General features: G+C 67.5%; 14 protein-coding genes. 5 read left to right on the top strand and 9 right to left on the bottom strand.

The window, feature by feature from the left end:
* Nucleotides 1-116 precede the first annotated feature (116 nt).
* Together NXI30_00595 and NXI30_00590 are read left to right on the top strand one after the other, a co-directional pair.
* Complete coding sequence (locus tag NXI30_00595; GenBank protein MCR9092689.1) at nt 117-635, top strand: hypothetical protein; 519 nt, start codon at nt 117-119, stop codon at nt 633-635.
* Nucleotides 632-1,495, top strand: coding sequence for a bile acid:sodium symporter (locus NXI30_00590; protein ID MCR9092688.1), 864 nt, complete (start codon nt 632-634; stop codon nt 1,493-1,495). The genes NXI30_00595 and NXI30_00590 overlap by 4 nt, the downstream gene beginning before the upstream one ends.
* 166 nt (nt 1,496-1,661) lie before the next feature.
* Here NXI30_00590 and NXI30_00585 read toward each other — a convergent pair whose 3' ends face one another.
* Both NXI30_00585 and NXI30_00580 read right to left on the bottom strand, forming a co-directional pair.
* Nucleotides 1,662-3,242 carry an acyl-CoA synthetase gene (locus NXI30_00585; protein ID MCR9092687.1) on the bottom strand — a complete coding sequence of 527 codons (1,581 nt, stop codon included), beginning with the start codon at nt 3,240-3,242 and terminating at the stop codon, nt 1,662-1,664.
* Between the two features lie 46 nt (nt 3,243-3,288).
* Nucleotides 3,289-4,644 carry an MFS transporter gene (locus NXI30_00580; GenBank protein MCR9092686.1) on the bottom strand — a complete coding sequence of 452 codons (1,356 nt, stop codon included), beginning with the start codon at nt 4,642-4,644 and terminating at the stop codon, nt 3,289-3,291.
* 117 nt (nt 4,645-4,761) lie between these two features.
* Here NXI30_00580 and NXI30_00575 point away from each other — a divergent pair, with 117 nt between their 5' ends.
* Both NXI30_00575 and NXI30_00570 read left to right on the top strand, forming a co-directional pair.
* The gene (locus NXI30_00575; protein MCR9092685.1) at nt 4,762-6,099 is read left to right on the top strand and encodes an MBL fold metallo-hydrolase; all 1,338 of its coding nucleotides are present in this window, start codon (nt 4,762-4,764) and stop codon (nt 6,097-6,099) included.
* 347 nt (nt 6,100-6,446) lie between these two features.
* Nucleotides 6,447-7,127 carry a hypothetical protein gene (locus NXI30_00570; GenBank protein ID MCR9092684.1) on the top strand — a complete coding sequence of 227 codons (681 nt, stop codon included), beginning with the start codon at nt 6,447-6,449 and terminating at the stop codon, nt 7,125-7,127.
* Nucleotides 7,128-7,204: 77 nt separating this feature from the next.
* Here NXI30_00570 and NXI30_00565 read toward each other — a convergent pair whose 3' ends face one another.
* The 6 genes from NXI30_00565 to NXI30_00540 all read right to left on the bottom strand — a co-directional run bounded on the left by NXI30_00565 (nt 7,205) and on the right by NXI30_00540 (nt 12,357).
* On the bottom strand, nt 7,205-8,281 hold the full coding sequence (locus NXI30_00565) for a zinc-binding dehydrogenase (GenBank protein MCR9092683.1): 1,077 nt from the start codon (nt 8,279-8,281) through the stop codon (nt 7,205-7,207).
* A 14-nt stretch (nt 8,282-8,295) separates the two neighbouring features.
* On the bottom strand, nt 8,296-9,081 hold the full coding sequence (locus tag NXI30_00560; GenBank protein MCR9092682.1) for an SDR family oxidoreductase: 786 nt from the start codon (nt 9,079-9,081) through the stop codon (nt 8,296-8,298).
* Between the two features lie 83 nt (nt 9,082-9,164).
* Nucleotides 9,165-9,746 carry a DinB family protein gene (locus NXI30_00555; GenBank protein MCR9092681.1) on the bottom strand — a complete coding sequence of 194 codons (582 nt, stop codon included), beginning with the start codon at nt 9,744-9,746 and terminating at the stop codon, nt 9,165-9,167.
* Between the two features lie 54 nt (nt 9,747-9,800).
* Nucleotides 9,801-10,484: an alpha/beta hydrolase gene (locus NXI30_00550; protein ID MCR9092680.1), complete on the bottom strand. Its 684-nt coding sequence runs from the start codon at nt 10,482-10,484 to the stop codon at nt 9,801-9,803.
* Nucleotides 10,485-10,580: 96 nt separating this feature from the next.
* Nucleotides 10,581-11,324, bottom strand: coding sequence for an SDR family oxidoreductase (locus NXI30_00545; GenBank protein MCR9092679.1), 744 nt, complete (start codon nt 11,322-11,324; stop codon nt 10,581-10,583).
* A gap of 28 nt (nt 11,325-11,352) precedes the next feature.
* Nucleotides 11,353-12,357, bottom strand: coding sequence for an LLM class flavin-dependent oxidoreductase (locus NXI30_00540; protein ID MCR9092678.1), 1,005 nt, complete (start codon nt 12,355-12,357; stop codon nt 11,353-11,355).
* Nucleotides 12,358-12,482: 125 nt separating this feature from the next.
* On the opposite strand from NXI30_00540, the gene NXI30_00535 reads away from it, so the two are divergent.
* Nucleotides 12,483-13,586 carry a DUF1214 domain-containing protein gene (locus tag NXI30_00535; protein ID MCR9092677.1) on the top strand — a complete coding sequence of 368 codons (1,104 nt, stop codon included), beginning with the start codon at nt 12,483-12,485 and terminating at the stop codon, nt 13,584-13,586.
* Here the strand turns inward: NXI30_00535 and nhaR are convergent.
* On the bottom strand, nt 13,568-14,509 hold the full coding sequence (nhaR, locus tag NXI30_00530; GenBank protein MCR9092676.1) for a transcriptional activator NhaR: 942 nt from the start codon (nt 14,507-14,509) through the stop codon (nt 13,568-13,570). The two genes, NXI30_00535 and nhaR, sit on opposite strands and share 19 nt — an antisense overlap.
* Nucleotides 14,510-14,727: the final 218 nt, after the last annotated feature.

Genomic DNA, 14,727 nt, shown 5'->3' with positions numbered 1-14,727 from the left:
CGCATCGACGGTACGATGGGGAAGTCGGGCGTCAACGCCGGGTCGGACCCGAAGCGGCCCGGAGACGGACGTCCGTCGCGCGAGAAGCGCGATCGGCTACGACGGAGGGCCATTTCATGTATCGACGACGGGTTCGCCTGGCGCTCGGACTCTGGGCGACCGGTCTCCTGGCGGCCTGCGTGTCCTCGTCCGGTCCGCCGCTCGCGGCCCCGGACGCGGAGCGCGACGCGGCGATCATGGCGGTGCTCGACCGCTACATGGACGGGCTGAACGCGCTCGACCTCGAACGCCACGTGTCGACCTACCACTTTCCGCACTATCGCCACGCGAGCGGACGGATCGTCGTCTGGGCGACCCCCGAAGAAGCGCTGCCCGTGCTCGCACTGCCCGAGGCGGATCGCCTCGAAGCCGTCCGCGCCGTCCTCGAGCCCGACTGGGTCCGAAGCGAATGGACCCGCCGCGACATCGTGCAGGCCGACGACCAGAAGGTTCACGTCGCGACCACCTTCGTCCGACTCCGTGCCGACGGCAGCGTCATCAAGCGCTTCGACTCCCTCTACGTCCTCACCCTGGAGGCCGGTGCCCACGGCGCGCCCCACTGGGGGATCAGGGGTCGCTCCAGCTTCGCGCCGTGACGCTCTCCGCGCTCCAGTCGACCCTCGTCGCCGCTTTCCTGCTCCTCCTGATGTTCGGGATGGGCGCGACGCTGTCACGCGAACGATTCGCGACGGTCGTCGCGGCCCCGAGGCCGCTCCTGATCGGACTGGTGAGCCAGTTCCTGTGGATGCCCTTCGCGGCCTTCGTGATCGCACGGGCCCTCGAGCTCCCCGACGCGGTCGCGATCGGGCTCGTGATCATGGGGTGCTCGACGGGAGGAACGAGCTCGAACTTCTTCACCTGGTTCGCGCGCGCCGATCTCGCTCTGTCGATCTCGATGACCGTGACGTCGACGGTCGTCGGCGTCGTTGCGATCCCGCTCGTGCTCTCCATCTGGACGCGGCCCTTCACGCGCCCCGACCTCGAGATCCCGTACACCAGCATCGTGACGACGCTCGTCGCCGTGATCGTACCCGTCGCCCTCGGTGTCTGGCTCCGGTCTCGGAGCGTGCTCTGGGCTTCCCGGGCGGAACGCTTCGGGGGCCTCTGCGGCTGGGGCGTGCTCGCCCTCGTGATCCTCGGCGGCGTGATCCGCGACGCCGACATCCTGCTGAGCATCCCGCCCGAGGTCTACCTCGCCGCGACGCTCCTCGGCCCTCTCGGCTTCGGCCTCGGCTGGATCGGCGCCCGTCTGCTCTCCCTGGACACGCCCCAGCGCCGCGCCGTCTGCCTCGAGACGGGCATCCAGAACGCCCCCCTCGCCCTCGCCGTCGTCACCCTGAGCTTCCCCGCCGATCAGGCCCCCGAAGTCCTCGTCGCCCCCCTGCTCTACGGCGTCCTCGTCGTCCCCTGCAGCGCCGTAGTCGCCTACGCCTTCCGCCGAAGCCCGACGGCCTAGCGAACAGCAACGCGCCGAACGCCCACCAAACCCCAACCGCCTGAGGGCGTCGATAGGGGTGGAGATTCGCGAGCCTCGGAGCGAAGGCCCGCGCAGCCGTACTCCCGTACGGCGAGCAGGCCGCAGCGAGAAGCTCGCGAAGATCCGCCGCTAGCGGCGGCCGACTTCAGAGCAATCGAGTTTCGTGGCCCGCCCAATACTCATCCTTGAGCAGACGCTTGTAGAGCTTGCCCGTGGGATGCCGCGGAAGCTCTTCGCGGAAGTCGACCGAGCGGGGGCACTTCACGTCGGCGAGGTGCTCCTTGCAGTAGGCGATCAGGTCGAGCGCGAGCGCCTCGCTGGCCTGTGACGGGTCGACGAGCTGGACGACGGCCTTCACCTCTTCGCCGAAGTCGGCGTTCGGTACGCCGAAGACCGCGACGTCGGCGACCTTCGGGTGGATCGTGAGGACGTTCTCCGTCTCCTGCGGATAGATGTTGACGCCGCCGCTGATGATCATGTTGGCCTTGCGATCGGTCAGGTAGAGGAAGCCGTCCTCGTCGAGCTTGCCGATGTCGCCGAGGGTCGACCAGCCGTTCGCGAGGAAGGCGTCCTTCGTCTTCTCCGGGGCGTTGTGGTACTCGAACTGCTGCATGTTGCCGGCGCCGAAGTAGACCCCGCCTTCTTCGCCGACCGGGACCTCGTTGCCGTTCTCGTCGACGATGTGGACCTCGCCGGTCAGGGCCTTGCCGACGGTTCCCTTGTGGGCGAGCCAGTCCTGGGGCGAGGCGTAACACATGCCGTTGCCTTCGGTTCCCGCGTAGTACTCGTGGATCACCGGTCCCCACCAGTCGAGCATCTTCTCCTTGACCGCGACCGGGCAGGGCGCCGCCGCGTGGATCGCGAAAGTCAGGCTGCTCACGTCGTACTGGTTGCGCACCTCGTCTTCGAGCTTCAGCATTCGGACGAACATGGTCGGCACCCACTGGCTGTGGGTGACCTCGTACTTCTGGATCGCGGCCAGCGCTCCTTCCGCGTCGAAGCGCTCCATCACGACGATCGTCGCGCCGAAGCGCTGGAAGGTCGCGCAGTAGCGGAGGGGGGCTGCGTGGTAGAGCGGCGCCGGCGAGAGGTAGACCGAATCCGAGGTCGCCCCGAAGAGCGCCTGGATCATCATCGCGAAGCCGTCCGTCGCGCCGAGCGGCGCTCCCGAGAAGGCGGGCTTCACGCCCTTCGGACGACCCGTCGTGCCGGACGAGTAGAGCATGGGCTGCGCTTCCATCCGATCCGGCAGCGGCGTCGGGTCGTACTTCGCGATCGCCGCCTCGAAGTCCTCGAAGCCCTCGATCTCGCCACCGATCGCGAGCTTCGTCGGAATCTTGTCGAGCACGTCACCGAGCCCGGCGATCGATTCGGCCTTGTAGGGGCTCGAGATGAAGGCCTGGCTGCCGCTGTCCTCGAGGATGTACCCGAGCTCGTCGGTCGTGAGGCGGGAGCTGATCGCGGTGTAGTAGAGGCCCGCGTAGTGGGCGCCCCAGAGGACCGCGAGGTACTCGAGGCGGTTCTCCATGCAGAAGGCCATGTGGTCACCGGGCTGGAGACCCGCGGCGCGGAAGAGCTGGGCGAGGCGGTTCGCCTTGTCCTCGAGCTCCGCGTAGGACATCGACTCGCCGCTCGAAGCCATGATCACGGCGGGCTTGTCCGGCGTGCGCGCGGCCCAGGTTCCGGGGTGGTTCGGGTTCTCGGGGAGATCGGTGGGCGCGGTCATCGGGGGGGCTCCGGAAGGTTGTCAGGAGCCGAGGAGAATAGGGCAATCAGGCGCGGGTCGCGTCGTCCCGGAGTCGTGCATCGAGCTCGCCCCGGATCCTCGCGTGCTCGGCCTCGGTCAGGTTGAAGCGACTGAAGAGCAGCGCGCCGAGCAGGTAACAGACCAGTGGGAAGCCGCCCATGAGGACGATCATGGTCGTGTTCACGAGCTCGCTCTGGGTCTCCGCGTCTCCGTCGAAGCCCGACCACTCGAGGGCCCAACCGACGACACCGATCATGATGCCCGCGGCGAGCTTGTTGGCGAAGCTCCAGCCCGCGAAGTAAGCGCCTTCCTTGCGTTCTCCGGTGGCGTGCTGGTCGCAGTCGACGATCTCGGATTTCAGCGTGTAGCCCAGGACGTTGGGGCAGCTCGACGCGGTGCCCGCGATCAGGCCCGAGATGGCGATGATCTGCCAGTTGCCGGGGCCGACCAGCGTGATCAGGCCGTAGCCGAGCGCGCTGCCGAACATCGAGACCATCATCAGTCGGCGCTTCTCGAAATGCCGTCCGAGCCAGAGCCAGAGCGGAATCGCAGCGAGGGTCGCGAGCATGTTGACGCCGAGCAGGATCGGGATGAGGTCCTCCCGGCCGACGACGTAGTCGACCACGAAGGGTGTCAGCACGCCGATGCCGCCCGTCCCGATCGCGTCGATGAACACGACGAGCAGGAGCAGACGGGCGTGCCGGTTCGAGAGGACGTCGCCGACGGCACGGAACGGGTTCTCGCCGCCCCGGCCCTGGAACTCGGCTCGCTCCGGAGGAAGGAGACGCACGCCCCCGAGAATCATCACGAGGGTGATGCCCGCGACGACCAACGACATCGAGCGCGTCGGTCCCGCGCCCATCGCGACGATCGCCGTCCCGGCGAGTCCCGCCGAGAGCGGTCCGAGGGTCTTCAGGAACTGACGCACGGCGAAGAGGCGATTGCGCTCGGCGCCATCGAGCGAGAGCTCCGCCCCCAGCGATAGATGCGGCACCTCGAAAGCGGTGTACGCGGTGTAGAAACCGAAGACCGCGACGGTGATCCACGCGATCAGCGCGGCGCCGTCCAGGGAACTCGGCGGGGACCAGGCCATCACGCTGAAGACGGCGAGCAGCGGCGCGCTCGCCATGATCCAGGGCCTTCGCCTTCCCAGGCGATGACGGGTCCGGTCGCTCAGATTGCCGACGGCGGGGTCCGTGACGGCGTCCCAGACCTTCGCGAGGAGGAAGACCGTGCCGACCGCAGCGGTGGACGCGCCGAGCTCGACCGCCGCGTACTTCATGTACATGATCAGGATCAGTACGTAGCTGTACATGACCGGCGTGACGGCGATGCCGTAGCCGAAGAGCGTCGAGCTGGTGAGCCGATCCTGGGTTCGCACGAAGCCTCCGCGGTTCGCTTCGCCGAACCAGGACGCGCAGACGCCCGAGCATAGGCGCCTCGGCGGGCGCTACGCTGCCCCTTCCGGCAGATTTCGAACCGCCGCCTGGAGGACCCGATGAGGATTCGATCGCTCGTGCTCAGCCTGATGAGCTTCTTCCTGATCGTGCCGGCGCTCCCGGCCCAGGAGGTCGAGAAGGACGTCGACGTGCGGGTCGACGATCTGCAGCGGATGGGTGCTGCGGCCGTGCCGATGAACGACTTCGTCTACCGGATCGAGGGAGAGGGCGCCTTCTTTCTGATCAACACGAGCGAAGGCGCCGTCCTCGTCGACACCGGCACGTCGCTTCCCCAGAACGAGGAGCAGATGCGCCTCGTCGCGGAGCATGCGTCCGGGCCGATCCGGAAGGTGATCGTGACGCACGCCCACGGCGACCACTCCGGAGGGTTGCCGCGGTTCGAGGACCGGATCGACGCAGGCGAGATCGAGTTCGTCGCCCACCATCGCTACGGCTACATGTCGCGCCTCCAGGACGACTTCCTGCCCTATTTCAAGACGCGGTATCACGTGCTCTATCCGAACCGGGTCGATCTCGGTCCCGAGAAGCCGCGACCCTACTGGAACATGGAGCCCACCCGTCCGGTCTTCCCGGGGTACGACTACGCGTTCGAGCTCGGCGGCGTGAAATTCGTCGTGATCGCGCCGGAGAACGGCGGCGAAGGCGAGGACGGCATTCTCGTCTGGCTGCCGGAGTCGCGCATCCTCTTCACGGGGGATCTCTTCGGGACGCTCTATCCGATGTTCCCGAACCTCTACACGGTGCGCGGTGAGAAGGTGCGGGACCCCCTCGACTACATCGATGCGCTCGACCGGGTGCTCGAGTTGAAGCCCCGGACGATCGCCCACTCACACTTCCGGAACGCCGAGGGTGAGGCCTACATCCAGGCCAGCGTGACGAAGATGCGCGACGCCGTGCAGTACATGTGGGACGAGGTTCGGAAGGGGATGAACGGTGGGAAGACCGTGTGGGAGCTGATGCGCGACATCCAGCTCCCGCCGGAGCTCGAGCTTTCGCAGGGACACGGCAAGGTCTCGTGGTCGGTGCGTGCCGCCTGGGAGCTCGTGGCCGGCTGGTACTACTACGACACGATCGCGAACCTCTATCACGTGCCACCGACCGCGGTGCACGAGGACCTCGTCGACATGGCCGGGGGGCCGAACCAGATCGCCGACCGCGCGCGGCGCTACCTGAAGAAGGACAAGCCGCTCGAGGCGATCCGTCTGCTCGACGTCGCCGCGGGGAACGAGAGCCGGTGCGTGCTCGAGACGCGAATCGAAGCGGTCGAGCGCCTGCTCGTCGGGGCGAGGGAAGGACTCGGCAACTACAGCGAGATCGGCCTGCTGGAGGCGGACCTGCGTGCCTCCCGGAGCAAGCTCGAAGCGCTCGCTCGGTAGAGGATCCGGCGACGCGGCGCGCTTCTGGTCCCGAAAGGGGCGGGTGCAGCGATCCTCGTGAGGTCAGCCCAGGGGTCGGCCTCATCACTGCACCCACCCAGTCCAATTCGCCATTATTCGTTGCGGGAGTCAAGCGACAGAATCGGACCGCCCGTGACTTTTGGTCAACGGCCGCATGAACAGGGTCGTCGGATCGCGCGCCGCGTGGGCGGATCGGATTCGTCACGCGAACTTGCTCGTGAGTTGCGTGAACCAGACGGTACACACAGGGGTGACGGGCCTCGTTTCCGTGAGCGGCGGACGATTCCGCAGGTCGCGGGATCCGATCGAAGCCGAGGGGAGGAAGCATGGAGAAGTTGATCTACGTCCTGGTCGGGGCCACGGACGCAATCGAAGGACGATTCGACCGACTCGCGGCGGACGTCGTTCCTGCGGCGCGCGGCGTCGGCGGCGAGCGGATGGCGCTCCTGCTGCCGGACGAGTTCGACGCGATCGCGGACCGATGTCCGGCGCGACTGATGGGGGAGTTCGGTCGGGTGGCGGCGATCTTCGAGTGCTGGCTGCCGACCGTCGATCGGCGCAGTGAGATCGAAGAGGCGCTCGCGAAGCACGGCGAGACGCTCTGGGGCTATCTCGTGACCGAGTCGACGATGGATCCGTGTCCCCACGATCTCGATGGGGGAGCGCGCGTTCCCGGCGTCTCGCAGTGGACGATCAACGACAAGCCCGAGGCCGTCGCCCTCGACGACTTCTACCGGGAGTGGGCGGTCCACTCCGAGATCTCCTTCGATCTCCATCCGGAGCGCGACTCCTACATCCGGAACGCGATCACCCGGCCGCTCACGCCCGACGCGCCGCGCTACCTCGGGATCGTGATCGAGCGCTTCCCTTCGCTCGAGGTCTTCGTCGACGACACGCGGTACTTCGGCGATCCCGCGGTCACGAAGAAGATGATCGAACACACGCCGACCTTCTACGAGTTCGCCGGCGCGATCAGCGGCGGCTTCAGCGAGTTCCGCTGGCGTTAGCCGCCGCTCGCGCCGCCCGGGAAATCAGGATCGACGGCGCGACCGGCAGGTCCTCGAAGACCGTCGAGGATCCGCGCTCAGCCGACGCGAACGACCACGCGGCCCGTCGTCCCGCGATCCCGCATCCGCGTCATCGCGTCGGGCAAGCCTTCGAACTCGACGACCTCGCCGATCACCGGCTTGACGTCGCCCGAACGAACCTTCTCGACCACACCCGCGGTGATCGCAGCACCCAGGGAGTCCGGTGCGAAGTTCCAGCCCGTCGCCTGCTTCATGACGCCCGCCATGACCGGGTTCGCGTAGGAGAGCAGCACGCCGCAGAGTCGGAAGTTTCCGGCGGAGACCTTACGCGGGACGATGAACTTCTCGTCGACGTACTTCTTGTCCGACGCGAAGCCCATCATGAGGTATCGGCCGTTGTACGCCGTGCAGGCCATCGACGCGTCCATCACGGCTTCCCCGACGCCGTCGAACACGACGTCGACGCCGCGGTTCGCGGTCTTCTCGAGGACGATCGACTTGAAGTCCTCGCTCTCGTAGTCGATGACCACGTCCGCACCGAGCCCTTCGACGAGCTTCACCTTCTCCGGTCCGCCGCAGGTCGCGAAGACCGTCGCGCCCAGGCTCTTGGCGAGCTGGACCGCGGCGGAGCCGGCGCCGCCGGCGGCTGCGTGGATCAGCACGCTCTCCCCGGCCGCGAGCTCCGCCCGGTCGACGAGTCCGAGCCAGGCGAGGTGGAAGGGGAAATAGAGCGCGGCCGCATCGGGGAAAGCGATGTCCTCCGGCATGTCGAAGGCCGCGGTCGCGGGACCGCAGGCGTACTCGGCGAAGCCGCCCGTCGCCTGACGGGTGGTCGCGACGACGCGTCGTCCGAGCTGGTCTTCCGGAACGCCTTCGCCGCACGCGGCGATCGTTCCCATCACTTCCATGCCGGGCGTACAGGGGAGCTCCGGCCGGACCATCATGTTCTCGCCGTTGATCCGCTCCAGGTCGTTCAGGTTCAGGGCAAGGCCCTCGACGCGCACCATGACCTCGCCCGGCTGCGGCTCCGGGAGCGGGACGGTGTCGAGCTGGAGAGCCTCGCTCGGGTTGTCGCCCCACTCGTGGACGCGCCAGGCGCGCATGGACTCGGGAAGCGTGTTCGATTCGGGCATGGTCTGCGGGTCTCCTACTGGAGGGGCGGGATGCCGGTGAGGTCACAGCCGGCCAGCAGGCCGCCATCGACCGGGATCGCCTGGCCGGTGATGGCCGAGGACTCGTCGCTCGCCAGGAAGAGCACGAGGTTCGCGACCTCTTCCGGCTGGATCGTGCGGCCGAGGGCATGCATGTCCGCGATCGCCTCGCGGCTCTTGAGGCCGATCCCGACGACCGCGTCGAGCATCGGCGTCTCGACCGCTCCCGGACAGATGCAGTTCGCGCGGATCCCCTTGCGGCCGTATTCCAGCGCGGCGGTTCGCGTCAGGTTGATGAGGCCCGCCTTCGCGGTCGAGTAGGGCGCGTTGCCGGCGTTCGAGACGAGGCCGTAGATCGAGCTCGTCGAGACGATCGAACCGCCCCCCTGCCGGATCATGTGCGGAATCGCGGCCTTCATGCCGTACATCGCCGCCGTGAGCATGACCCGGAGGCTGTGGTCCCAGCCTTCGGGATCGAGATCGGCCACGTAGCCGCCCGTGCTCGTCGCGGCGTTGTTGAAGAGCACGTCGATCCGACCGAACTCGGAGACGGCGAGGTCGACGCTGGCCTTCACCTCGTCCAGGTTCGCCACGTCGCAGCGGGAGTAGATCGCGCGTCCGCCGGAACTCTGCAGCTCGGCCACGAGCTTCTCGCCGCCTTCGTCGTTGATGTCGGAGCAGACGACCGCCGCGCCTTCCTGGACGAACCGGCGCAGTGTCGCAGAGCCGATTCCGCCGCTGCCGCCGCTTACCCAGGCCACCTTTCCTTCGAGGCTTCCCATCGCCTTCCCTCCCGCTTCGTTCGCGTCGTGGAGGAGCGAGGGTAGTCGGCTCGTGGTGGCTCCCTCAAGGTGCGGATTCCCGCTCAGTCGGCGCCGGGGAAGGGCATCATGGCGGTGATCAGGAAGTCGGTCGGGCCCGGATCGACGCCCGCCTGCATGAGGAGGGTCGTGACCTGGCCGCGGTGGTGGGTGCCGTGGTTGAAGACGTGGGCGACGACGTGCCAGAGGGGCTGCGCGAACGGAATGCCCTTGCTGTTTCGGTACTCCAGATCGGAGGCGAGCAGATCGGGCGTGAGTTTGTCGACGAAGCGCTCGAGGACGATATCGGTCTCGCGGCGGAACTCGACCAGCTCGTCCCAGTCCTGGGTCACGCCCGCGCGCAGATCCGTGAGGTTCTCGACGAGGTCCGCGTCCTCGAGGGAGGAGAAGCGGAGCGATGACTTCCGCACCCGTCCGAGCCAGCTCCGGTCGCAGAGCAGGACGTGGTCGAGGGTGTCGTGGATCGAGCCGAAGAACGCGCCTCGATCGCGCTTGCGTTCGGTCTCGCCGAGGCTCGACGCGTGTCCGAAGAGCTCACCGTTGAACCAGGTGTTGTATTGGGCCAGGCGAACGAAATGGCGTTGATGCGGCGAGAGCGACGAGGGCGCGGCGGGACGGGTGGACATGGGACACCTCCGGCGGCGGGCGCGGCGGAGGTGTAGCAGATCGGCGTTTCGGGCCTAGCTCGCGCTCGTCTGCGCGATGGCCTCGAAGATCGCCTGGGAGAGCGCCTCGGCGTGGCCGAGCATCGGCGAGTGATCGAAGTCGAGGATCGTCGAATGGGGGAGGCGCTTCGCGACCGCCTCCTGGTAGGCGAAGCGGACCGCCCGGTCGTCGGAGCAGGCGATGTAGGTGACCGGGAGCTGCTCCCAGAAGGGCGGATCGGCAGGCTGTGTTCCGTAGACGAAGGTCGGGCGGAGCTGGTCCAGGGCGGCTTCGGCCTCGTCTTCCGTGCAGCGGTGGTAGAACGCGGCGCGGGCGAAGTCGCGGGGCAGGATCGCGCGCCCGTCGTCCTGGGGCTTCAGGTTCTCGATGAAGCCGTCGGTGATCAATTCCCGGTCGTGCGGGAGATCGGGGTGGTTCGCGACGGGGCCGGCGAGAAGCATCGCTGTCGCGAGGGTCGACGGATCGAGCGCCGCGACGGAGCAGCAGCCGAGCGAGTGCCCGATCGCGTGGACGCGATGGCCCGACTCCCGGAGCGCGTCGACGGCCTCCTGGAGCGCGTCGCGATCCGCTTCGAGTCCCCCGCGGTTGAGGTCGACCGCGACGCAGTGCACGCCGCGCGCCTCGACCCGTTCGATCGTCGGTTGCCAGCACCAGGGACCGTGGAAGGCGCCGTGGGCGAGGACGAGAGCATCAGTCATGGGATTCTCCGTGGGCGAGGACGAGAGCATCGGTCATGCATTTCTCCGTGGGCGCGAGAGCCGCGCCCGTTCAACCGTTTCGGGATCAGCTGCGGTTCAGACGTTCCGGTAGACGCCGCCATTCACCGACAGGATCTGGCCGGTGACCCAGCTCGCTTCGTCGGAAGCGAGATAGACGACCGCGGGGCCGACGTCAGAGGGCTGGCCGTAGCGTCCGATCGGGATCCCCTTCGGCGGCCCGGGGTCCCAGTCGCCGGGAATCATGCCGAGGGAGACCGCGTTGACGGTCACCCGGTGCTTGCCGACTTCACACGCGAGCGAGCGCTGGAAGCCGAGGGCGCCGGCCTTGCCGCCGCTGTAGATCGACATGCCCATGTTGATGCCCTGGCGGCCGGCGTCGGAAGAGATCGTGATGATCCGGCCCCCGCCGCGATCGATCATCCCTGGCAGCACGGCGTGGATTCCGTTCAGCACGGCGTAGAAGTTGATGTCGACGTATTGGCTCCAGTCGCTCGGATCCATGTCGACGAGCTTCGCGGGCCGGGCCGGTCGGGCCCCGGAGTTCCCCGCGTTCGACACGAGGATGTCGACGGGGCCGAGTTCCGCCGCCACCCTCGCGACCATCTCGTCCACGGCGGTGCGATCCGTGGCGTCCGCCGGCGCGGCGATTGCCCGGGCACCGGTCGCCCGGATCGCCTCGGCGGCCTCTTCCGCGCGGTCGGGCACGATGTCGTTCACAGCCACGGCGGCTCCCTGGGCCGCGAGCGCTTCGGCGATCCCGCGGCCGACGTGTTGGCCCGCGCCCGTCACGAGCGCGACCTTGCCGGTCAGGTCGAACATCCTGAGTCCTCCTCGGTTCAGATCCCGATCAATCGCCGCGATTCGTTCCATCCTGCAGGTGTTTCACGTGGGGCCATACCCGGTCCTCGAACAGACGCAGACCCGACCACGACAGCTCCGGATCGAGGCCCCCGAGGAGCGGGGTCAGGATGAAGGTCCGGTCGCGGCCGAGCCCTTCGATCATCTCGACGGCCTCCTCCGGTCGGAGGCAGAGGTAGCTCCCGCTCGCCTTCAGGTCGTCGATGTCGACGCCCCCCGCGAAGGGGCCGGCGGCGCGTCCATAGGCCTCGACGGTCCATTTCGCGTAGGACTCGACGACGTGCTTCGCGTGGGGGGCGATCTTCGCCCAGTCGCCGTCCGGGTCTTCGGTCACGTGGGTGTAGATGGGGCCGAGGGCCTTGAAGGAAGCCCCGGGGTCGGGCTTGCCGAGCTCGAGGCAGGCCTCCCGATAGACGTCCCAGTTCTCCCCCGCCGGCGGATAGAAGCCATCGGCGATCTTCGCGGCGCGCTTCGCGACGGCCTTGTGCGTTCCGCCGAGCAGGAGACGCGGCGGCGGGTCCGGGACCGGACGGACCGTGACGCTCCGCCCCTCGTAGTCGAAGGTCTCGCCGCTCCACGCCTTCTTGAGGACTTCGAAGGCGTTCACGTAGAGCGCCTTTCGATCCTCCCGCCGCTTGCCGAACATCTGGAACTCGTACGGGACGTAGCCGGCGCCGATCACCACTTCGAGTCGTCCGTCGCAGATGTACTGGAGGACGGCGAGATCCTCGGCGAGCTTCACCGGCTCGTAGAGCGGCGCGAGCAGGACGTTCGGTCGGACGAGTATGCGCTTCGTGCGGCCGCCGATCGCGCCGGCCATGGGAATCGGCGACGGCAGATATCCGTCCTCCGAGGCGTGGTGCTCGCCGAGTCCGACGGCGTCGAAGCCGAGCGCGTCCGCCCATTCGCACTGGTCGAGGGTGGCGGCATAGATCTCGCGCGCGGGCGTTCCGAAAGCCGGGGCGCGCAGGTCGTAGCTGATCACGAATTCCATCGGTCTGCGGATCCTCCGTTCGAGTCTCGACGGTAGCGGGTCGGGATCGGGCATGGGTTCCGCCCGGGTGTCATCATCGACTCGCGCGATCGATTCCGTTCGCGAACGAGGAGCGCCCGATGGACATGAGCCGCGACCCCGACGAGTACCTCGCCTCCGGTGACGCCTGGGCCGACTACTGCGAAGGCATCAAGGCCGGCGGGCAGGACCTCTTCCGGGAGCTCGCGCCGAAGGGCCCGCTCGATCTGGCCGAAGGCCACCGCTACCTCGCGCGCATGGTCCGCTTCGGTCTCGAACACATCATGGAGGCCGGCGACCCGAGGCTCCCGGTCTTCTTCCCGAGCCTGTGCGAGGTCCAGAAGAGCGGCTGGGACAATCCCGACAACCATCACACGAACGCCTACATCAACGGCAACCACGATTATCGAGTGTGGGGGCGGATCGGAGACGCGCACACCATGAGCTTCGCGGTCTATGGCGGATCGCTCGGGCGTGACGGTGGACGACGCACGGTCGCCTTCGTGAAGATCGAGGACCTCGAGGTCGGGGTCGACGGTCGCTTCGAGGTCGTCCTCTCGAAGGAAGAGAAGCCCGGAAACTGGATTCCCCTCGAAGAAGACGCGACGACCCTGATGGTCCGGGAGACCTTCACGCGCAAGTCGGAAGAGGAGCGGGCCGTGCTCCACATCGAGTGCCTCGCCGACGACGCCCCGCCGCCGCTCTCCGCGGACTTCGTGGTGAACGCCTTCCGTCGGTCGATCCGTTTCATGCGCGGGAGTGCGAAGACCTTCTTCGACATCGTCGACGCCTGGGTCCCCGAGCCGAACGTCTTCCAGGAGGGCGACAGGGAGCAGGCTGCGTCGACGCTGGGGATTCCCGATCAGTTCTACCGGAGCGGCTGGTGGGAGGTCGGTCCCGACGAGGCGCTGGTCGTCGACTTCGAGCCGCCGGCGTGCCGCTACTGGGGGCTCGCGCTCTGCGACTACTGGGGCGCTTCCTTCGACTACCGGTACTGGAACATCCACGTGAACGACCGAACGGCGTGTCTTCGCTCCGATGGCTCGGTCCGGATCCTGATCGCCCACCGGAATCCCGGGATCGCCGAAACGAACTGGCTCGATACGGCAGGCCATGATCGCGGCGTCTGGACGCTGCGCTTCCTCGAGGCGTCGCACGATCCCGCGCCGACCGTTCGGCGGGTCGCCTTCGATCAGCTCGCCGCGCTCTGACCTTCCTCATCGGGGGGGGCGGTGAAGAGGCGACCGCGGGCATTCTCCGAGATCGCGACGATCGCGGGATGCTGGAGGCGGCGCTCGACGGAGACGCCGTAGAAGCGCTCGCGGACGTCGTCCGTCCGTCCGATCACCTCGACACCGTACTGCTCGACGATCTCGTCTTCGATCGTGCTCGGGGCGGCGAAGACGCCGAGGCCCGTGGCGCCGAAGACCTTCATGAGGGCCGAGTCGTCGAAGGCGGCGACGCTGCGTGGCCGGATTCCGAGATCCTGGAACCAGTGCTCGAGGGCGGTGCGGAGCGCGGCGATCGGCGTCGGAAAGAGCATCGGGGCGCCGTCGAGGCTCATGGGGAAGCCAGGCTGGAAGCGTGCTGCGAGCGCCTTCGTCGCGAAGAAGGTGACGCCGCACTCACCGAGCAGGTGATCGAAGGCCCGGACGGCGACGTCGGCGCCGCGTGGGGCGTCGGTGAGGACGAGATCGATCGAGTGGGTGGCGAGCTTCGCGATCAGCTGCTCGGGCTCGCCCTCGATGCAGACGAGCTCGATCGGGACCTCGCTCTCGAGCGCCGGTTCGAGGAGTCGGTGGGCGATCAGCTTCGGCACCGACATCGAGAGGCCGACCGTGAAGCGAGAGGCGTGCGCGTCCTCGCCGGTCCGCACGGCGGTCTTCAGCTCCTCGCCCAGCTCGAAGACGCCGTCGGCGTAGCGGAGGACGACGTGGCCGAGGTCGGTCAGGACCAGGCTGCGTCCGGTCCGGACGAAGAGCTGGCCCCCCATCTGCTCCTCGAGCTGCTTCAGCTGGGAGGAGACCGTCGGCGGGCTCACGTTGAGACGCTTCGCCGCACGGACGACACCCCCCTCGCGGGCGACGGCCCGGAAGTAGAGGAGGTGGTGGAAGTTCAGCCAGTCGAGTGCCATGCAGGGTTGATCGATCGGTTCACGATAATCTAATCTGAATTCGCAAAATTCGTCAATCTCTTACGAAAGAGAGAAAAGTCCGAGAAATCAGATGCTTACGGTGTATTCTACTCTTGGTTAGGGATTAGCGAATCGAATCTTGTGAATTTTCATATTGTCTAATCCAGAATCCGGACGATGGTTCCTGGAACGCTCGGACGCTAACGAGCGAAGGAGAG

The sequence above is a fragment of the bacterium genome, from assembly GCA_024742285.1.
GTDB lineage: Bacteria > Myxococcota_A > UBA9160 > UBA9160 > UBA4427 > UBA4427.
This window is presented reverse-complemented; position numbering and strand designations above follow the sequence as displayed.